The 19,328-nt window shown below is 41.5% G+C and carries 18 protein-coding genes; 14 read left to right on the top strand and 4 right to left on the bottom strand.

What is annotated here, in order from left to right; translation table 11 throughout:
• The first annotated feature begins 10 nt into the window (after positions 1-10).
• The 8 genes from C7972_RS07140 to tsaB all read left to right on the top strand — a co-directional run bounded on the left by C7972_RS07140 (position 11) and on the right by tsaB (position 8,995).
• Complete coding sequence (locus C7972_RS07140; RefSeq protein WP_110355542.1) at positions 11-1,270, top strand: ABC transporter permease; 1,260 nt, start codon at positions 11-13, stop codon at positions 1,268-1,270.
• Positions 1,271-1,355: 85 nt separating this feature from the next.
• A complete protein-coding gene (locus tag C7972_RS07145; protein ID WP_110355543.1) occupies positions 1,356-2,468 on the top strand; it encodes an efflux RND transporter periplasmic adaptor subunit in 1,113 nt (370 codons plus the stop codon).
• A 99-nt stretch (positions 2,469-2,567) separates the two neighbouring features.
• The gene (locus C7972_RS07150; protein ID WP_031442418.1) at positions 2,568-3,269 is read left to right on the top strand and encodes an ABC transporter ATP-binding protein; all 702 of its coding nucleotides are present in this window, start codon (positions 2,568-2,570) and stop codon (positions 3,267-3,269) included.
• Complete coding sequence (locus tag C7972_RS07155) at positions 3,262-4,491, top strand: ABC transporter permease (protein ID WP_110355544.1); 1,230 nt, start codon at positions 3,262-3,264, stop codon at positions 4,489-4,491. The genes C7972_RS07150 and C7972_RS07155 overlap by 8 nt, the downstream gene beginning before the upstream one ends.
• 1 nt (position 4,492) lies before the next feature.
• On the top strand, positions 4,493-5,755 hold the full coding sequence (locus C7972_RS07160) for an ABC transporter permease (RefSeq protein WP_110355545.1): 1,263 nt from the start codon (positions 4,493-4,495) through the stop codon (positions 5,753-5,755).
• 30 nt (positions 5,756-5,785) lie between these two features.
• On the top strand, positions 5,786-6,934 hold the full coding sequence (locus C7972_RS07165) for an efflux RND transporter periplasmic adaptor subunit (RefSeq protein ID WP_110355546.1): 1,149 nt from the start codon (positions 5,786-5,788) through the stop codon (positions 6,932-6,934).
• A gap of 30 nt (positions 6,935-6,964) precedes the next feature.
• Entirely contained in the window at positions 6,965-8,305 is a 1,341-nt protein-coding gene (locus tag C7972_RS07170) for a TolC family protein (RefSeq protein WP_110355547.1), read from the top strand.
• An 18-nt stretch (positions 8,306-8,323) separates the two neighbouring features.
• Entirely contained in the window at positions 8,324-8,995 is a 672-nt protein-coding gene (gene tsaB, locus C7972_RS07175; RefSeq protein ID WP_110355548.1) for a tRNA (adenosine(37)-N6)-threonylcarbamoyltransferase complex dimerization subunit type 1 TsaB, read from the top strand.
• Here the strand turns inward: tsaB and C7972_RS07180 are convergent.
• The 3 genes from C7972_RS07180 to C7972_RS07190 all read right to left on the bottom strand — a co-directional run bounded on the left by C7972_RS07180 (position 8,992) and on the right by C7972_RS07190 (position 11,168).
• Complete coding sequence (locus tag C7972_RS07180) at positions 8,992-9,810, bottom strand: mechanosensitive ion channel family protein (protein ID WP_110355549.1); 819 nt, start codon at positions 9,808-9,810, stop codon at positions 8,992-8,994. The genes tsaB and C7972_RS07180 overlap by 4 nt on opposite strands.
• 185 nt (positions 9,811-9,995) lie before the next feature.
• Positions 9,996-10,196, bottom strand: coding sequence for a dodecin family protein (locus C7972_RS07185; protein WP_110355550.1), 201 nt, complete (start codon positions 10,194-10,196; stop codon positions 9,996-9,998).
• Positions 10,197-10,265: 69 nt separating this feature from the next.
• Positions 10,266-11,168, bottom strand: a complete 903-nt coding sequence (locus tag C7972_RS07190; RefSeq protein WP_110355551.1) for a NifU family protein — start codon at positions 11,166-11,168, stop codon at positions 10,266-10,268.
• Between the two features lie 118 nt (positions 11,169-11,286).
• On the opposite strand from C7972_RS07190, the gene C7972_RS07195 reads away from it, so the two are divergent.
• On the top strand, positions 11,287-12,279 hold the full coding sequence (locus C7972_RS07195; protein ID WP_110355552.1) for a type IX secretion system membrane protein PorP/SprF: 993 nt from the start codon (positions 11,287-11,289) through the stop codon (positions 12,277-12,279).
• A gap of 194 nt (positions 12,280-12,473) precedes the next feature.
• Here the strand turns inward: C7972_RS07195 and C7972_RS07205 are convergent, their stop codons facing one another.
• Entirely contained in the window at positions 12,474-13,652 is a 1,179-nt protein-coding gene (locus C7972_RS07205; RefSeq protein ID WP_110355554.1) for a VWA domain-containing protein, read from the bottom strand.
• Positions 13,653-13,972: 320 nt separating this feature from the next.
• Here C7972_RS07205 and C7972_RS07210 point away from each other — a divergent pair, with 320 nt between their 5' ends.
• From C7972_RS07210 to C7972_RS24390, 5 genes are all read left to right on the top strand, one after another.
• On the top strand, positions 13,973-16,174 hold the full coding sequence (locus tag C7972_RS07210; protein WP_110355555.1) for a tetratricopeptide repeat protein: 2,202 nt from the start codon (positions 13,973-13,975) through the stop codon (positions 16,172-16,174).
• Positions 16,175-16,247: 73 nt separating this feature from the next.
• Positions 16,248-16,979, top strand: coding sequence for a LytTR family DNA-binding domain-containing protein (locus C7972_RS07215; protein WP_110355556.1), 732 nt, complete (start codon positions 16,248-16,250; stop codon positions 16,977-16,979).
• A gap of 100 nt (positions 16,980-17,079) precedes the next feature.
• Positions 17,080-17,589: a gamma carbonic anhydrase family protein gene (locus C7972_RS07220; protein WP_110355557.1), complete on the top strand. Its 510-nt coding sequence runs from the start codon at positions 17,080-17,082 to the stop codon at positions 17,587-17,589.
• A gap of 143 nt (positions 17,590-17,732) precedes the next feature.
• On the top strand, positions 17,733-18,617 hold the full coding sequence (fabD, locus tag C7972_RS07225; RefSeq protein ID WP_110355558.1) for an ACP S-malonyltransferase: 885 nt from the start codon (positions 17,733-17,735) through the stop codon (positions 18,615-18,617).
• A gap of 371 nt (positions 18,618-18,988) precedes the next feature.
• Positions 18,989-19,328, top strand: a 340-nt coding sequence (locus tag C7972_RS24390) for a hypothetical protein (protein WP_375334781.1), incomplete at its 3' end; no start/stop codon positions are given.

Raw genomic sequence — 19,328 nt, forward strand, 5'->3', positions numbered from 1 at the left:
AGGAATAGATATGTTTAATAAGGATCGTTGGAAAGAAATTCTTGAAGTGCTGACCAGTAACTGGTTCAGGACCTTGTTAACCGCCTTTGGCGTTTTTTGGGGCATCTTGATATTGATTGTCCTATTGGCAGCAGGCAAGGGCCTGGAGAACGGTATACGGTCCAATTTTGGGGATATTGCAACCAATACTATGTTTATGTGGACCCAGGGAACGTCCATGGCCTACAAAGGTCTGCCAAAGGGGAGGCGTTTTACTTTTAAATTGGAGGACGTGGCCGCTATAAGGCAAAAAGTGCCCGAGCTCAGGTTTGTGTCCCCCAGAAATCAATTGGGAGGTTTTAATGGTGCCAATAATGTGGTGAGGGGAATAAAAACGGGGGCATTTAATGTTTACGGGGATTATCCGGATATAATAAATCAAGATCCCATGGGCATCACTTCTGGTAGGTTCATTAATGAGTTGGATATTGGGGAGAAAAGAAAAGTTGCTGTTATTGGTGAAGGTGTCAGGGCCAGTTTGTATGATGTAGGGGAAGAGGTGTTGGGTACCTATATTAAGATTCAAGGTGTAAATTTTATGGTGATCGGAACCTATAAAAAGAATTCCAATGACGGCAATGGCGAGGAGGTTCAAAAAGAGATATTTATTCCCTTTACCTCTTTTTCCCAGGCGTTTAACCAGGGTAACAATGTGGGTTGGATGGCAATCACCGCAAACGACAATTCATCCATAACCCAATTAAAGGAGGAAATTTTTACCGTGGTACGGGAAAATCAAAAGATTCATCCCCAGGATTTAAGGGCCATAGGACATTTTGATTTGTTTGAAGAGTTCAACAAAGTGCTGGGCCTGTTTAAGGCCATGCGTTGGATAGCTTATTTTGTGGGTATCCTTGTTTTGTTGTCGGGTGTCATCGGTGTTAGCAATATTATGCTGATAGTGGTCAAGGAAAGAACCAAGGAAATAGGGATTCGACGGGCTTTGGGGGAAAATCCTTGGTCCATTCAACTTCAGATTATAATGGAATCTATCTTTTTGACTATGATTTCGGGGATGGCAGGGATAAGCTTTGGGGCCTTGGTCATTTATCTTATCAATTACTTTTTGGAAAACAATGGGCCAGTGGAAATGTTTCTTAATCCCAGTGTAGGACTAGGGGTTGTACTTACGGCTTTGAATATCTTGGTCGTGTCTGGCCTGTTGGCCGGATTTATACCCGCCCAAAGTGCCATAAAAGTTAGACCTATAGAAGCACTTAGAACGGAGTAGTTGTCTTTATACTGATAAGATGACGTTTTTTGGAATTTGTAGAACAATATAAAAAGGAGTAAATCAATCAAAATCAAATCATAAAATGAAAAAGTCGGTCACTGTTATAATATTAATATTCATTGTTTTTAGCTGCTGTGGAGCCTTGTATTATCTATATCAAAAGAATGCCGAAGACCCCGTAGTCTATGCAACTGAAAAGCCGTCCACACAAACCATAATAAAGAAAACGGTCGCTACGGGCAGTATCTTGCCTTTGGAAGAGGTGTTGATAAAACCGAATATTTCAGGGGTTATAGAGGAAGTTTTTGTGGAAGGGGGCGACTATGTTAAGTCGGGCGATTTAATAGCGAAAATAAAGGTGGTCCCCAATCTTTCCTCCTTGAACGAGGCCAAGAACACTATAGAGGAATCCAAGATTTCCCTGGACGATCAAAAGCGCAATTTGGAACGGCAAAGAACCTTGTTCGATAAGGGGGTAATTTCCAAAGTGGATTTGGAGAGGGCAGAGGTCGCCTATGACCAGGCCAAACAAGCTTATGTTGCAGCCAATAAACGCTTCGATATTGTAAAGACAGGGACCACCAAAGGTTACGGTAATGAGGCAAATACCATGATCAGGGCCACTGTGAGCGGAATGGTGTTGGAAGTGCCGGTAGAGGTGGGCAATCAGGTTATAGAGTCCAATAATTTTAATGAGGGTACAACCATCGCCGCCATTGCAGATGTGGAAAAGATGATTTTTGAAGGCAAGGTAGACGAATCTGAAGTTGGTAAGATCAAGGAAAACCTACCCCTGGAAATTACTGTGGGAGCCATTGAGAATAAGGTATTCGATGCGGTGCTGGACTATATAGCCCCTAAGGGGAAAGTGGAGAACGGCGCCATTCAGTTCGAGATCAAAGGTACTTTGAAGAAGCGCGATACCATTTTTATCAGGGCGGGACTCAGTGCCAATGCATCTATAATCTTAGCCAAGGCCGATAGTGTATTGGCTGTAAAGGAAGCCTTGATCCAATTTGATCCGGATACCAAAAAACCTTTTGTGGAAATTGCTACCGGGGGGCAAAAATTTGAACGTAGGGAGATTCAATTAGGGGTAAGTGATGGAATCTACATCCAAATTCTAAAGGGAATAGAACCCGATGATGAAATAAAAGTATGGAACGAAATCAAACCGGCATCCCTCGGGGCTTAATTTTTTTAACACAGCTTTAACACATCCAATTGTAACGACTTTATCCATAGTCGGTCTTATATTCGTAATTTGAAGCACGCTTACCTAATCCAATAAATCATGATAGAAATTAAAGATCTTCATAAATCCTATAAAATGGGAAGCAATTCCCTGCATGTATTAAAAGGCATTAATTTTTCTGTTGAAGAAGGCGAGCTTGTGGCCATTATGGGTTCCTCGGGCTCCGGTAAGTCTACCCTGCTTAATATATTGGGTATGTTGGACGTGTTGGATGAAGGGTCCTACACCTTGGACGGGGTGCCTATTAAGGACTTAAATGAGACGAAGGCGGCCCAATATAGGAACAAGTTTTTGGGTTTTGTTTTCCAATCCTTTAATTTGATCAATTACAAAAGTGCCATGGAAAATGTGGCACTGCCACTATATTACCAGAAAGTAGGAAGAAAGGAAAGACAGGAAAAGGCTTTGAAATACTTGGAACAGGTGGGTTTGCGTGAATGGGCGGACCATTTGCCAAGTGAATTGTCCGGGGGGCAAAAGCAAAGGGTTGCCATAGCAAGGGCCATGGCAGCTGAACCAAAAGTATTGTTGGCGGATGAACCCACGGGTGCCTTGGATAGTACCACCTCCTATGAGGTAATGGATCTTATCCAAAAAATAAACGATGCAGGCAACACCATACTGATCGTTACACATGAGCCGGACATTGCGGATATGTGCAAGAGAATTGTGCATTTAAAGGATGGGGTCATTGTAGAGGATAAAAAAATAACCCAGGTTAGAGCTTCCCAGTATGTTTAGTAGGGATAATTGGAAGGAAATATTTGAAACTATCCACAAGAATAAACTAAGGACCTTTCTCTCAGGGTTTACGGTGGCTTTGGGTATTCTAATTTTTGTTGTGCTGTTTGGGATGGGGAACGGGCTGGTGAACACCTTCAATGAGTTTTTTGGGGATGATGCCACCAACGTACTTTATATATTCCCAGGAAGAACTACCGTTCCGTACAAAGGCTATAAATCCAACAGGGTAATAGAATTTGATAATAGCGATTTGGAGGATATAAAAAAGAACCTTGCCATGTTTGTTGATTATACTACCCCCAGAATTTCCAGAGGTGGTTTGGTTAAATACAGGAATGAATCCAATAATTATACTACCAGAGCGGTTGGCCCGTCACATCAATACGCAGAAAAGACCATTATGATGAAGGGTCGTTTTATAAACGAAAAGGATATAAAAAACAAAACCAAATATGTGGTCATTGGACGGTTGGTAGAGAAGGATCTATTTGGCAATAAGAATGCCGTAGGTGAATACATAGATGTGGCAGGGAGTGCTTTTATGGTGATTGGTGTTTTCCAGGATGACGGTGGTGATAATGAGGAAAGATTGATCTATATGCCCTACACCACAAGACAGCTCATTGAGAAAAACAACGACAAAATAGATCAGATAATAGTGGCCTTTAAGCCTGAGATCGGCTATGCCGGGGCCATGGCTTTGGATAGGAGCTTGGACAAATTTTTTAGAGAAAAGAAGTACATCAGTCCAAATGATCAGAACGGAGTGTTTATCAGGAATGTGGCAGACCAGTTAAAGCAAAATCAGCAGTTTGCGAGAGTATTGCAAATTATAGTAGGTTTTGTGGCCTTTGGGACCATAATTGCCGGCATAATAGGGATTAGTAATATTATGGTTTTTGTGGTCAAGGAACGTACAAAGGAACTTGGGATCAGAAAAGCATTGGGAGCCACCCCTAAGTCGGTCATCGGTTCCATTTTATTGGAATCGGTTTTTATTACGACCATTTCAGGATTTTTCGGGATGCTTTTGGGTGTTTTCATCTTGAATTCACTAGGTGAAAAATTGAAGGACTACTTTATAACCAATCCCTATATAGATATAACTATGGCTATCAGTGCCACTTTGGTTTTAATCCTGTTTGGGGCCATTGCAGGATATATTCCGGCTAAAAGGGCAGCGGATATAAAACCAATTGAAGCCTTAAGAGACGAATAATATGCGATTTTTATTTGATGGTAATACCTGGCAAGAGATTTTTGGTTCTATTGGTAAAAATAGGACCAGGACCATTATTACCGTGATAGGTGTATTGTGGGGAATATTTATTTATATCGTATTGTCTGGTGCGGCACAAGGGTTGAATAACGGGTTTGAGAAAGCATTTCAAAATGTGGCAATGAATAGTTTGTTTACCATAGGACGTAATACAAGTATGCCTTATAAGGGATTTAAAACGGGAAGACAGATACAGCTGAAGTTGAATGATGTTACCGTATTAAAGAATAGGATTCCAGAGATTCAATTTATCGCTCCACGAAATGTAAAAGGTATTTTTGGTGGTAGCCCGGCCCAAGTTATCAGGCAGGGTATGTCGGGAGATTATGCCGTCTACGGGGATTACCCTATTTCCACAAAAATCGCTACCAAGAAGATCTATGATGGCGGTAGGTTTATAAATGACGAGGATATTAATGGTGCTAGAAAAGTATGTGTCATTGGGGAGCGCACCCAAAAAGAGTTATTTGAAAATGATGAGAGTCCCATAGGCGGGTATATTAGGATAGACAATGTGTTTTTCCAGGTAGTGGGAGTACACAAGTATACGCCAGGGGGAGGATTTGAAAGTGATTCAGATATTTATATACCCTTTACCACGTTCAAGAAATTATATAATACCGGTGAAAACGTAGGTTGGTTCGCTATTGCAGCTTATGACGATGCCGATATTGTAAAGGTAGAGGAAAATGTGAAGTCGGTTCTTAAGAATATTCACAACGTAAACCCCAAGGATGAGCGTGCCATAGCTTCGTTTAATCTGGGTGTAATTTTTAACAGGATTGTGGGTTTTGCAAAAGGTTTGACCTTTATGTCTCTGGTCGTTGGGATTGCCACCATTTTGGCGGGAGTCATAGGCATCGGAAATATTTTGCTCATATCCGTAAAGGAAAGGACCAAGGAATTGGGGGTTAGACGGGCCCTTGGAGCCACCCCTAGGGAAGTTAGATCCCTTATTATCCTGGAGTCGGTATTTTTGACCATGCTTGCCGGTGTTATGGGAATTATTCTTGGGGCGGGAGCGTTGAGTATGATCAATAAACTGACCCAGGGCATGGATTTCCCCTACTCCAATCCAACCGTACCTATACCCTATGTTTTGGGTGCCTTGGCCCTAATGGTAGTTCTAGGCACTTTAATAGGTCTGATACCTGCACAACGAGCCGTAAGTATAAAACCAATAGATGCTTTACGAGAAGAATAAAACAAACCAATACAAATAAATAAAAGTAAAATGAACAAGATTGTAAAATATGTGCTAATAGGAGTTTTGGTGCTTGGAGCCCTTTGGGCGGCAGCTTTTTTTATAAAATCCAATAGCAAGTCCGCTATCACTTACGAGACAAAGAACCCTTTTACGGCCAATATTCAAAAGAAAACCGTGGCAACCGGTAAGGTAGTGCCAGAGGATGAAGTGGAGATAAAACCTCAGATTTCGGGTATCATAGAGGAAATCTTACTGAAAGAGGGGGCCAAGGTAAATGCGGGCGACTTAATTGCCAAAATAAAGGTGGTTCCCAATGAACAATCCCTGAACCAGGCAAGAGGTAGGGTAAAGAATGCCGAAATAGCATTGAACAATACCAAGATTGAATATGACCGGAATAAGGCCATATTTGACAAAGGGGTTATTTCTTCCCAAGATTTTAATAGCCTACAATTGCGCTATGATCAGGCGAAATTGGAGCTGCAGAATGCCCAATCCGATTATCAGATTATCCGTGATGGGTCGGCAGGGGGTAGTGCTACCGCCAACACCAATATAAGGGCGACCGTTTCGGGTACAATTCTGGAGATTCCCGTAAAGGAAGGAGATCAGGTTATTCAAAGTAACAACTTTAACGATGGAACTACCATAGCTACTATTGCCGATTTAAGCATCATGATTTTTGAAGGGAAAGTAGATGAAGGCGAGGTTGGAAAATTGGAATTGGGAATGCCCTTGGAGATTAGCTTGGGCGCTATTAACGATAAAAAATTTGATGCCAAACTTAGATTTATCGCTCCCAAGGGTATTGAGGAATCTGGAGCAGTACAGTTTAAGATTGAGGGTGATGTTAGCGTTGAAGACGACTTTTTGATCCGTGCTGGGTATAGTGCCAATGCCTCTTTGGTGTTGGAAAAGAAAGACAGTGTAATGGTAATTCCTGAAGCTCTTCTACAATTTGATAAAGTAACGGATAAACCTTTTGTTGAAGTGGCCGTAGGTACTGTGGAAGAACAAAAATTTGAAAGAAAGGATGTTGAGGTAGGAATTTCGGATGGGGTAAATGTGGAAATTGTTTCGGGTATAACCAAGGAAGACAAGGTTAAGATTTGGAACAAGACAGAACCCATTAAGAAAGGTACGGAAGAAGATGGTGAATCTGAAGAAGGAAATTAAGGGGAATATCAATCAAAAAACAATCAAAACATGAGAATTAAGATAATTGTAGGCCTGTTTTTTTTCTGTTGTGGCATACTATCCGCCCAAGAAAAAAAATGGACCTTGGAAGAATGTGTTTACTATGCCGTGGAGAATAATTTGACCATAGAGCAATATGAACTCGATCTTGAAAACGCCAAAATAGATAAATCGGATGCCGTGGGTGATATGTTGCCCAATTTTAATGCAAACGCAAGTCTCTCCGGCAATTCAGGGCTCGTTTTGGATCAATCCAGGAACCAACAGGTTACCGGGACCGTAACTACGGCCTCGGGAGGCTTTAGTTCCTCGGTAAATCTATTTGATGGATTAAGGAATATCCACCGGTTGAACAGGGCAAAATTGAATGCCTTGGCCAGTCAGTATAGGTTGGATAACTTAAAGGACGATATTATGCTGGCGGTGGCCAATGCCTACCTACAAGTTTTGTCCAACAAGGAGTCGCTTAAAGTTTTTAGGGCCCAATATGCCGTTACAGAACAGGATCTGGTAAAGACCAAGGAGTTGGTAGATGCCGGTGTGGTCCCAAAAGGGGATTTATTGGAAATAGAAGCAACTGCGGCCAATCAGGAACAGCAAATCGTAAATGGGGAGAATCAGGTACTGATCTCCCGGATAAACTTGGCACAACTGCTCCAGATCAGGGATTATGAAAATTTTGATATTGCAGATGAGGAATTTGATATTCCTCCCTCCAATATATTGGACAATTCGCCCAAAACAATTTTCGACAAAGCCCTTACCTTTAGGAATGATATTAAATTCTCGCTGTCCAATGTGGAATTGGCACAAAAGGATTTACAAATAGCCAAAGGGGCGGTTTACCCAACTTTGGGAGCTTTCTTTAATTATGGTACGCGATATTCAAGCGAATTTAGGGATCCGGTCACTTTTAATAGAATCTCTTTTACAGACCAGTTATATTTAACGGATGGTATTGCCTATGGTCTGCAGTTGAATATTCCGGTATTTAATGGGTTTAGTGTTAAGAACAACATTAAAAGGGCCCAAATTGGGGTAGAGAGGTCACGTTTGCAATTGGAACAGGATAAATTGGATTTGGAATCCAATATTAATCAGGCCTATGTGGATGTTAAGAGTTTCTCCAAGGCTTATGAAGCTGCACAAAAAACATTGGATGCACGTAGGTTGGCCTATAATTATTCCAAGGAGCGATTTGATGTTGGACTTATGAACGCCTTCGATTTTAGTCAGTCGCAATCCAGGGTGGATAATGCGGAGGCCGAATTAATAAGGACAAAATACGATTATATATTTAGGTTAAAAGTGTTGGAGTTTTATTTTGGCTTACCTATAACATTGGATTAAGTTATATTTGCGGTCTATATGGCTATGATATTAAATTTAGAGACTGCAACCACCAATTGTTCCGTGGGTATTGCCAAGAATGGGGAAATAATTTCTATGAGGGAAGACAATAGTCCCAATTATTCACATTCGGAACAGTTGCACATTTTTATAGAGGAAGCTTTGAAAGGGGCTTCCTTAACTTTTAAGGATATATCCGCCATTGCAGTTAGCAAGGGGCCGGGCTCCTATACCGGTCTTCGTATAGGGGTGTCGGCGGCGAAGGGACTTTGCTTTTCATTGGATCTCCCGCTGATATCGGTTTCAACCCTGGAAAGTTTGGCCAAGCAAGGATATGCCAAAGGATATGATTTTATAATTCCGTTGTTGGATGCCAGGAGAATGGAAGTGTATTCGGCAGTCTTTAATGCAGAGGGAAGCAATATTAGGGAGACCAGGGCGGAAATAATCAACGAGGACAGCTTCTTGGAATATGCACAAAATGGCAGTGTTTTATTAATTGGGGACGGAGCGGAAAAATGCAGGGAACTATTGGACCATCCAAATTTTAGTTACCATTCTGCATGGCCCACAGTTAGTGGGATGGGAGAGTTGTCCTATAAAAAGTTCAAAGCAAACGATTTTGAAAATGTCGCTTACTTTGAACCGTATTATTTAAAGGATTTTATGTCGCCGACCAAAAAGTCTTAGTATTGGTGAACCACCCTTTGTGGAAACGGAATCTCTATTTCCGCAGCATCAAACCTGTTCTTTAGTTCTTCCAAAACGTGGAAGTGGGCCGCCCAGAATACATCATTATTGGCCCAAAAGCGCAAGGAAAGGTTCACGGAGCTATCCCCTAATTCTGCAACATAGACCTCAGGGGCAGGATCTTTTAGAATATTTGAATTTTCTGCACAGATTTCCAGTAAAATTTCTTTGGCCAATTTAATATTGGAGCTGTACCCTATGCCTACGGAAATCTTATCCCTTCGGGTGTTTTGTGCATTGTAGTTGATGATATTGTTGTTGGATAATTGGCCATTGGGAACTATGGCGATCTGATTTCCAAAGGTGCTTATTTTTGTGGTAAAGATGGATATTTCCTTTACAGTACCGTCCACACCTTGTGCGGAAATAAAATCACCTACCTTAAAGGGTTTGAACAGTAATAATAAGACACCGCCTGCAAAATTGGCCAAGGAACCCTGTAAGGCCAGACCAATGGCCAGACCAGCGGCACCAATAATGGCCACCAGGGAAGACGACTGCACTCCGAGCTGGGTAATTACTATTACAAAAAGCATTATTTTAAGCCCAATGCTTATAAAGCTTTGCAAAAAGGACTCTAAGGAAGGGTCGTAGTCTGCCTTATCAAAAAATTTACGGACCATGCGATTAATAAATTTTATAATCCAGAGCCCCAAAACATAAATAATAATAGCCATAATTAAACTAGGAAGTGCTTCCCAAAGAAATTTGATGGCCTGGTCTATATGTTCTTGATAATCAGAAATGAAATTCATGAAAAAAATATTTTTTTTTGGTTTAATACATTAAAAATCCAACTCCCTTATAAAATAAGGGTATTGAACCATTTTTAAGCTAATGCAAATATATAAATGGTTTAAATATTGCTGAAATTTCAATAAAAGGATACTACAAAAAAAGCGCCTTTTAACGGCGCTTGTTGATTGAAATGGGAAAAATATTAATTCACTTCAAAAGTGATTTTAACATTAACGCGAAAATCGTCCAGTTTTCCGTCTTTAACCGTTGCACTCTGTTCATTGACATATACCGAACGAATATTCTTAACGGATTTGGAAGCTTGTTCCACTGCCTTTTTAGCAGCATCCTCCCATCCTTTGTTAGAATTTGCAAGAACTTCGATAACTTTTAAGATAGCCATAATATTAAGTTTTAGATTCTCTTAAAGTTAACAAATAAAAGCTAGAATTCGTACTTTTAATATTGAAAATCAACCATTTAAGGCAACTACCTCATTTACCATATCGCCCATCATATTTTTGAGCATGGTTTCAATACCATTTTTTAGGGTAAAGGTAGACGAGGGGCAGCCACTGCAGGCCCCCTGTAAAATAACGTTTACGGTCTTCGTGTCGCCTTCATAGGATTTAAATAGGATATTGCCCCCATCACTCGCTACGGCGGGTTTAACATATTCTTCCAGAATATCGATGATCTGCTTGGAAATGTCATCCAAATCGGTATCCTTCAACTGGGCCTCCGGAGCAACTGTTTTTTGTTGCTGAAGACTCTTGGCCGATACCACTTCCTTGCCATCGGCAATAAAATCCCTGATTTTCTCTCTAAGTTCCAAGGTAATATCATCCCATTCCGCAAGGTCGTACTTATTTATGGAAACATAATTTACATCAAAAAACACCTCTTTTACAAAGGGCAGCATAAATAGTTGTTTGGCCAATTCAGAATCTTTGGCCTCATCTATGTTCTTAAATTCAAAGGTGGTTGGAACAATTCTTTTATTGGTCACAAATTTCATCACGGACGGATTGGGGGTAACTTCTGCATAGACTGTTACGGCCACCTTCTTCTGATTTTCATCCTCCTTGACAACAGGCTCGCCAGAATTGAGATAATCCACCAACTGCTGTGCCACGCTATCCTTAACATCCTCCCATTCCACAATGTCATAACGTTCCAAGCCTATAAAGTTGCCCGAGATATATACCGTTTTTATAAATGGTAGATAGAATAACTGCTGGGCCAAAGGCGAAATTTTGGCTTCGTCTATGTTTTTAAATTCGTAGTTGTTATTCTTTGTAATGAAATGATTGGTTTCAAATTTTAGTATCGCCGGATTCTTCGTGGGTACCACGGTAATGATAAACTCCTCCATTTAAATATTTTTTACAAAAGTACGAAGGTTTTCTAAGTAATGGCATATATAATAATGTAGTATTTCAACCGTTATATTTTATATTTGGACGATGTTACTAACACACCACTCTTCTTAAATGAAACAACATTTATTGATTTTACTTTCTTTTTTTGCGATAGGCTATCAGTCTATTGCTCAAGAAGGTGTTCCTGTCTATTTTGATTATTTGGCAGATAATTACTATTTGGTATATCCATCTATGGCCGGAATTGGTGAAGGAGGGAAAATTAGGGCTACTATAAGAAAGCAATGGTTTAGCGTAGATGAGGCCCCCAATATGCAGACCTTGAACGCACATTTTAGGGTTGGTGAAAATAGTGGTTATGGAGCAACCGTCTTTAACGACGCCAACGGATATCACTCCCAAACGGGATTTAAACTTACCTATGCTCATCATTTGAGATTGGGCGGTGATTTTAGAAGCTTAAATCAGCTCTCTTTCGGACTTAGTGCAGGGATTCAGCAAAGTAATTTGGACGAGTCCGAGTTTGTTTCTGTTATTCCAGATCCCATTATCACCGGCTCAAGAAACAGTGTAGGTTATTTTAATATGGATTTGGGAATGTCCTATAACTTTATGGAATTCTATGCCCATGCGGCCGTTCACAATATAATGGGGAGGGGAAGGGATCTATATTCGGCCATTGAATCCAATAACTTAAGAAAATATCTTGTATCATCGGGTTATGTGTTCGGTAGGAGCGAATGGCAGGTAGAGCCTTCCGTGCTTTTTCAGTTCACAGAGTTTACAAGGGAAAAGGCGATCGATATCAATGCCAAAGTCTATAAAAGCGTGGATTTTGGAACTGTTTGGGGCGGAATTTCCTACCGAAGAAGTTTTGATGGTGCCCAATACCAAACCACCAACGATTTTGGGGAACAGCGTTTGCAACTTATAACTCCTATCGTAGGGGTCAACTATAAGAATTTTTTGGTTTCTTACAACTATTCCTACCAAATGGGCGATGTTAGGTTTGACAATGGCGGTTTTCATCAAATTACCCTGGGGTACGATTTTGGACAGTCAGAGAAAAGATACGATTGTAAATGTCCGGCCGTTAATTACTAATTTCACAACTATTTCCGGTATATAAGGTAAATTGACTTTTTTGGCCATTGCACCTATGTTTGAAAGGCCATAAGCGAATCAAAAAAAAACATAATAAAAGAACCCTGCCATTAGACAGGGTTCTTTCGTATTCCGACCCTTTGTTCTGATCGGTTCCATAAGGATAGCTGAGACAAACTTGGATTTGTTCCATTTTATTCCCAACGATAATTCTTCTTGGCCGCCTGTTTTTGTATCGCGCTAAGCATGGCATTCTCCAACTCACCTTTTTCATTTTCCTTTCTCTGTGAGGCAATATAGGCTTCCCTTTTACTGTTAAGGTCTTGGATCTCTTTTTGGATATCCCTACGCTCCTTTTTCTTTTTTTCTATATAACTGGCGATTTCAGTTTTGGATTTTCCCTTTAATTCCATGGGCAATTGATCTTTTTCTACCTCGTCTATGTCAAAATCTTCCTCCTTGGAGGCATCCACCAAGTCCCATGAGGAATTGGTATAGAGTCTGGACGATTTACTTACCGCACGTTTTACGGCAACGACCTCTTCCATTTCCATGGCATTGCTGTCCTGGGCACTCTGTTGCTGCATTTTCGCGGCTCCCAAGGCTCCATAGGAGATATAGGTCTTGTTCAATTTGGAATTTAACCTAATGATTACATCATCATAAGGGGTGGCAATATGTACTACTTCACGGTTGTGGTCTATGGCCATATATTCCCCTCCCGTTAGTTGGGCCCCATTTTTCCATCCCGTATTGATACCTTGTTCGTAGGCGCCACAAAAAATGGTATTTACAATTACATCCTTATCCTTGGCATTGGCAACGGCATCCTTATAATTTAATTTTCCTTGGGTAAAGGGTTCATTGCCGGCAATAAAGATCATCTTTAGCTGGTCGGGATTTTTTCCCCAATCCAGTTGGCTCAAGGATGTTTGTATTACTTGTCCGCAATATTCTTCCCCACCATTGGTAGACAGGGAGAATAGTTTTTCTGAAATCTCATCCAGATCACCGCTAAAGCCCAAAACCTGTTGAATATAACCCTCCCTGGAAGATAAATTATCGTTTCCGTATTGGTATAGTGCAATTTGTAGTTGGGGCCTGCCATCGTTACCACATTTGGCATGGGTAAATTTGTTCACGATATCCCACAATTGTGCCTTCGCCTGATTAATGAGTCCGTCCATACTGTTACTGGTATCCAACAAAAGTGCAATCTTGACCATATTGTTGGCCGTCTTGGGCCCCTCCGGGAGCACTTCGGCTGAAACATGGTTTTTTGGAATGTCCCCTGTGGCAAGTGCGTTGCCAAAACTTTGGCCCATCCCTAGGACAAGGGCCCCTAAAACTACTATTTGCTTTACATTTTTCATTTGAGTATTATTTTAGTTAAATATTGATTCTTATGTACTTGCAGTGGTAAAATCAGAATAGTTAACCACTGTGTTCAGATTGTTATGAATCACCATGGATATGAGTATGTCTATTTTAATCGGTGATAACATGGGGTAAAAGTAGGATCAACATTTTTCTAAAAAAATGGGCAATGAGTAAACGGGCATTTTGGGTGAGGCAACGGGAGTTTTGGATTCGTCAGGCTTGATTTGCGCCCATTAAATGTGCTATTTATGGAAATGGGGTATTTTTTAGTATGGTTTAAATCAATTAAGTTTATCATATATATTGTATAGATATGACCAAGTTTTATTTCATATGTTTATTATGGGTGCTAGGTACGGCGGCGGGGCATTGTCAAATATCCCCGGCCGGGGCGCAATTTGAACTTCGGGGCGTGGTCAAGGAAAAAGGAAGTAACCAAGGTCTTCCCGGAGTGGCCGTGTCGACCTCTACTGGTGGGTATACATTGACAAATGCCATGGGGGAATTTAAAATTAAGGTGGTCATGGGGCAGGAACTTGTCCTTGAGAGCCCCAATATGGAAACTGTTCGGTATAAAGTAATTAGCAAGGACGATCTACAAATTGAAGTAGAGGGCGCCGAAAGGGAAAATGTTGGCGTAAGTAAGAGTAGGAAAGGGGTAAGATCTACTTCTTTGTATAACAGTTATATCGATTCTGCCAATTATTACAAGAAGAGCAATATTGGGAAAAGTATCGATTTTATTACCCAATCACTTTCCCAATTGGCGATGGGCAATAATAAGGAACAATTGGCTATAGCGTATTCCACCCTGGGGGAAGTGTACCAATATCACAAGCAGTACGATTTGGCCATCTCTAGCTACAAGGATGCCCTCTTGGCTCACAAGACGTTAAAAACATCCTTGCTATTGGGAAAGACCTATGTTTTGAACAAGGAGTACGGGGAGGCCGGAAAGTTGTTGTCGCCACTGGTCAAAATAACCAAAATGGTACCCTTTCAAAGGGTGGAATTGTACGAAACCCTTGGGGATGCCTATGTGGGTTTGGGAGATGTGGATAATGCGGTGGCATTTTATAATGAGGGGCTCAGAATTGCTGAAAAGAATCAGATTGCCCCGAAAACCATCGACCTAAATTCAAAAATAGCCACTGCCTATGCCAAGGGAAATAGGCTTCAGGAGGCAAATGCCTATTTTAACAACTCCTTGGAGCTTTCCTCCGTACAAGCGCCACAACGTGCAGTCCAGGAAAAAGAGAAAGTGGCCGATTTTTATAATCAAAAAAATCAATATGGACAGGAGATCCAACTGCGTAAGAAGAGTTTGGAGGATTTAAAAAAGATACCCAAGAAGGAGATGGAGGATGGGTTGGCCGTGGAAAATGATTCCATAACGGCCCAACGAATAAACTATAAAATAGCCAATGCCTATATTGCCCAGGATAAATATGACGAGGCCATACCCTATTTGGAAGAGAGTATTAAAGATGCCAATGTTGACAATGATTTGTTGGTCCGCAAGGATGCTACACGCAAATTATCCGAAGTTTATAAATATAAGGGCGATTACACCAAAGCATTGGAGACCTATCAAGAGTATGTAGCCGTGGTAGATACCCTATATGTTAAAAAGGAACAGGAAATAGCCAGAGCGGCCCGGTTTAATAGGGAGCTGGCCTCCAAACAAAGTAGGATATCCGGCCTGGAGAAGGAGCGGGAGCTTACCCAAAGTAAATACAGTCTGGCGCTGACGGAGCAGCAATTGGTGGCAGAAAGTATAAAACGTCAAAATTGGATCATTTATTCCTTGATTTTTGGAATGCTTTTAATGGGGTTGGCGGCCTACTTTTTTTACAGGAGCAATAAGCAGCAAAAGTTGGCCAATAATTTATTGGCCCTTAAGTCGCTCAGGTCACAAATGAATCCCCATTTTATTTTTAACGCCCTAAACTCGGTAAATAATTTTATTGCCAAAAGTGATGAGAGAAGCGCAAACAGGTACTTGAGCGATTTTTCTACCCTGATGCGGGCCGTATTGGAAAATTCCGATGAGGATTTTATTCCCCTGTCCAAGGAGTTGGAATTGTTGGAGCTATATACCAAGTTGGAACACTCCCGCTTTTCCGATAAATTCGACTATGGAATAATAGTAGATGAAGATATGGATATAGATGCCTTTCAGATACCGCCCATGCTGTTGCAACCTTATATTGAGAATGCCATCTGGCACGGCTTGCGCTATAGGGAGGACAAGGGGTTTTTAAAAATTGAAATCAAACAAAAGGATAAGTTTGCCTTGGAGATATGCATAACCGACAATGGTATAGGCAGAAAGCAATCCGCGGCCTTAAAGACCCAAAATCAGAAAAAACAAAAATCCAAGGGTATGGGCAATATTAAAAAGAGAATAGAAATATTGAACGATATGTACAAGGATAAGGTAGATGTTTTTATTTCGGACCTGGAAGCGAATGGTAGTGGTACCAAGGTGCTATTTACTATTAAGAGGGATTGATAACAAGAACAGAGACTTTCCTGTTGGTTGGTCAAAGTTGCCTAATGGGAGCTGATAAACACAAAATTTGAGAATGAAATTAAATGCCCTAATTGTAGAAGATGAAGCAAATAGCAGGGAGATTCTGCGTAATTATTTGGCCAAATATTGCCCAGCCGTTCATTTGGTAGGCGAGGCGGCAACCATTAAGGAAGGGCTTGCCCTGATCAATAACAACGACCTAGATGTGGTGTTCCTGGATGTGGAAATGCCTTTTGGAAATGCTTTTGATCTGTTGGATCAGTTGCCTGACCGTAATTTTGAGGCCGTTTTTGTCACAGCCTATAACCAGTACGCCCTAGATGCCCTAAATGCACACGCTGCCTATTATTTAATGAAACCTATCAGTATAGATGAACTTATAAAGGCGGTGGACTACGTAGTGGAAATAAGGGAAAAGGAAAAGGCAATTGGGGATGGGGTTCTTACCCCTAAATTCAAAAAGGTGGACGGGAAAATAACCCTACCACAACAAGATGGCTTCCAGGTGCTGAATGTGGCGGATATTCTGTATTGCAAAGCAGATGACAACTATACGGAATTGTATCTGGAAAAGCAAAAAATTCTGGTGAGTAAAACACTAAAATATTTTGAGGAAGCCTTGTGCGACTATACTTTTGCCCGAGTCCATAAATCCTATTTGGTAAATGTAAATGAGATTGTTAAGTATAAAAAAGGAAAGGGTGGCAGCGTGGTAATTTCCAATGGGAAGGAAATTATGGTTTCCGCCTCCAAAAAGAAGGATTTGCTGTCGTTTTTTGAATAGCGTAGATTTGCCCAATATGGCCGGTTTTCCTTTTCGTTAAAACAATTTCAATAGAGGGTTGGGGTAAGGAACCGGCCAATTAATTTAAAAATAAAGAGACATGATCAAAACCATAAATGGTAAATCGCCACAGATAGGGGAGGATTGTTATATTGCCGAGAATGCCACTATAGTGGGGGACGTAGTTATGGGAAACCAGTGTAGTATCTGGTTCAATGCGGTTTTAAGGGGGGATGTGCACTATATAAAAATGGGTAACAAGGTAAATGTGCAGGACGGTGCCGTGATACATTGTACTTATTTAAAGTCGCCTACCACTATCGGGAATAATGTTTCCATAGGTCATAATGCCATTGTTCATGGCTGCACCATTCATGATAATGTGTTAATAGGAATGGGCAGTATAGTTATGGATGATTGTATTGTGGAAAGCAATAGTATAATTGCTGCTGGAGCCGTGGTCACCAAAGGGACCCGTGTTCCGGAGGGAACGGTTTTTGCGGGTATGCCGGCCAAAAAAATAAAGGATATCAGTACCCACTTAAGTGTGGGGGAGGTAGAGCGTATCGCCAATGCTTACGTAAAATATTCCGGTTGGTTCAAGGAATAATCTTTGGAAATAAGAAGGGGGCCGATTGTGATGCGGCTTTGGTTTGAAAACTGAAAAAGGGCATTAATTCCTAAAATTCAGGCCATACTCCTAATTAAATAATCTTATTTTTGCACCATATTGAACAGATTAAAAATAAACGTATGAACGCATATATATTTCCGGGACAGGGAGCACAATTTGTAGGAATGGGATTGGATCTTTATGAAAAGTATCCCTTGGCCCAAAAAATGTTTGAAACAGCCAATGAAATTTTAGGATTTTCCATTACCGATCTTATGTTTGAAGGTACGGCTGAGGACCTAAAGGAAACAAAGGTTACCCAACCAGCCATCTTTTTGCATTCGGTAATTATGAGCAAGGTTATGGGGCCCAGTTTTAAACCGGATATGGTGGCGGGGCATTCCTTGGGAGAATTTTCTGCCTTGGTGGCCAATGGGACCTTGGAGTTTGAAGATGGATTGAAATTGGTGTTCCAACGTGCCATGGCCATGCAAAAGGCCTGTGAATTGCAGCCAAGTACTATGGCGGCTGTTTTGGGGTTGGATGATGCCATAGTGGAAAAAATTTGCGCGGAAATTGCAGGGATAGTAGTGCCTGCCAATTACAACTGTCCGGGCCAATTGGTTATCTCCGGGGAGGTGGAGGCCATAAATACCGCCTGTGAAAAGTTGAAGGAAGCCGGCGCCCGAAGGGCCTTGGTGTTACCGGTAGGAGGTGCCTTTCATTCCCCTTTAATGGAGCCTGCAAGGGAGGAATTGGCCGCAGCCATAGAAAATACGGTTTTTAAAGCGCCTAGCTGTGCCATATACCAAAATGTGCCCACTACGGCGGTTTCCGACCCAGAGGCCATAAAAGCTAATTTAATTGCCCAGTTGACGGCCCCGGTAAAATGGACCCAAAGCGTACAGCAAATGGTGGCCGATGGAGCAAGCCTGTTCATTGAAGTGGGACCGGGGAAGGTGCTTCAGGGCTTGGTTAAAAAAATTCATCCTGCAGCAGAAACCATGTCTGCGGAGCTTTCATAAAAGGCTTTGCATTAGTTTTTTGCCGTTTATCTGATAAATCTATATTTAACCCGTATTCTTAGGCATATGGGCTATTTTTTCTTAATATTGATTCCCTATTTTGGGGATATGGCCTGGCCGTTCCCCTTGTAAATCTTTGAATGATATAACCGGCTATGAAAATAAATACCCTACATAATCTACTTTCCAAGCTTTTGATTATCCGCTACCTGAGAAGTGTCGCATTTTTGTGTGCATTTTTGTTGCTTGGATTTAATGGATTTGGGCAGACGGTATCGTTTTCGTCGGCCAGTGGTTCCGGTGCTGAGGATGTCGGTACGGGAATACCGACCCTTTTAGTGGACGGTGAGTACCTATTCGACAGCTCTGTGATGCTTATCCCTGGGGGTTCTGCGACGGGCGGTGGCACGGACTACACCCTGGCGAGCGCTACGATAAACATCCCTGCGGGGACCTATAGCAATACCGCGATCCCACTTGGCCTAACGATAACGGTGGATGCTGTGGTGGAGCCAGACGAGACGATTGTTTTGACCTTGGGGAGTCCCATGGGCGATGCTTCGATCGTTGCCCCTGCCTCGACTACCTATACTATATTAAACGATGACAGCTATATTGCGAGCATAGCGGCCACTGACGCTGCCGCCTCGGAGAGCCCTTTGGGCACTGGGACGTATACCGTTAGCCTTGATGTTCCCAACAGCAGTGGCG

The organism is Arenibacter sp. ARW7G5Y1 (assembly GCF_003201775.1).
Lineage (GTDB): Bacteria > Bacteroidota > Bacteroidia > Flavobacteriales > Flavobacteriaceae > Arenibacter.

Excerpts from the sequence above, each read along its gene's own strand:
- C7972_RS07205 (WP_110355554.1), bottom strand. The coding sequence starts at position 13,652 with ATGAAAAATGTAAAGCAAATAGTAGTTTTAGGGGCCCTTGTCCTAGGG.
- C7972_RS07185 (WP_110355550.1), bottom strand. The coding sequence starts at position 10,196 with ATGGCTATCTTAAAAGTTATCGAAGTTCTTGCAAATTCTAACAAAGGA.
- C7972_RS07220 (WP_110355557.1), top strand. The coding sequence starts at position 17,080 with ATGATCAAAACCATAAATGGTAAATCGCCACAGATAGGGGAGGATTGT.
- C7972_RS07145 (WP_110355543.1), top strand. The coding sequence starts at position 1,356 with ATGAAAAAGTCGGTCACTGTTATAATATTAATATTCATTGTTTTTAGC.
- C7972_RS07215 (WP_110355556.1), top strand. The coding sequence starts at position 16,248 with ATGAAATTAAATGCCCTAATTGTAGAAGATGAAGCAAATAGCAGGGAG.
- C7972_RS07195 (WP_110355552.1), top strand. The coding sequence starts at position 11,287 with ATGAAACAACATTTATTGATTTTACTTTCTTTTTTTGCGATAGGCTAT.
- tsaB (WP_110355548.1), top strand. The coding sequence starts at position 8,324 with ATGGCTATGATATTAAATTTAGAGACTGCAACCACCAATTGTTCCGTG.
- C7972_RS07140 (WP_110355542.1), top strand. The coding sequence starts at position 11 with ATGTTTAATAAGGATCGTTGGAAAGAAATTCTTGAAGTGCTGACCAGT.
- C7972_RS07150 (WP_031442418.1), top strand. The coding sequence starts at position 2,568 with ATGATAGAAATTAAAGATCTTCATAAATCCTATAAAATGGGAAGCAAT.
- C7972_RS07165 (WP_110355546.1), top strand. The coding sequence starts at position 5,786 with ATGAACAAGATTGTAAAATATGTGCTAATAGGAGTTTTGGTGCTTGGA.
- C7972_RS07180 (WP_110355549.1), bottom strand. The coding sequence starts at position 9,810 with ATGAATTTCATTTCTGATTATCAAGAACATATAGACCAGGCCATCAAA.
- C7972_RS07155 (WP_110355544.1), top strand. The coding sequence starts at position 3,262 with ATGTTTAGTAGGGATAATTGGAAGGAAATATTTGAAACTATCCACAAG.
- C7972_RS07170 (WP_110355547.1), top strand. The coding sequence starts at position 6,965 with ATGAGAATTAAGATAATTGTAGGCCTGTTTTTTTTCTGTTGTGGCATA.
- C7972_RS07210 (WP_110355555.1), top strand. The coding sequence starts at position 13,973 with ATGACCAAGTTTTATTTCATATGTTTATTATGGGTGCTAGGTACGGCG.
- C7972_RS07160 (WP_110355545.1), top strand. The coding sequence starts at position 4,493 with ATGCGATTTTTATTTGATGGTAATACCTGGCAAGAGATTTTTGGTTCT.
- C7972_RS07190 (WP_110355551.1), bottom strand. The coding sequence starts at position 11,168 with ATGGAGGAGTTTATCATTACCGTGGTACCCACGAAGAATCCGGCGATA.
- fabD (WP_110355558.1), top strand. The coding sequence starts at position 17,733 with ATGAACGCATATATATTTCCGGGACAGGGAGCACAATTTGTAGGAATG.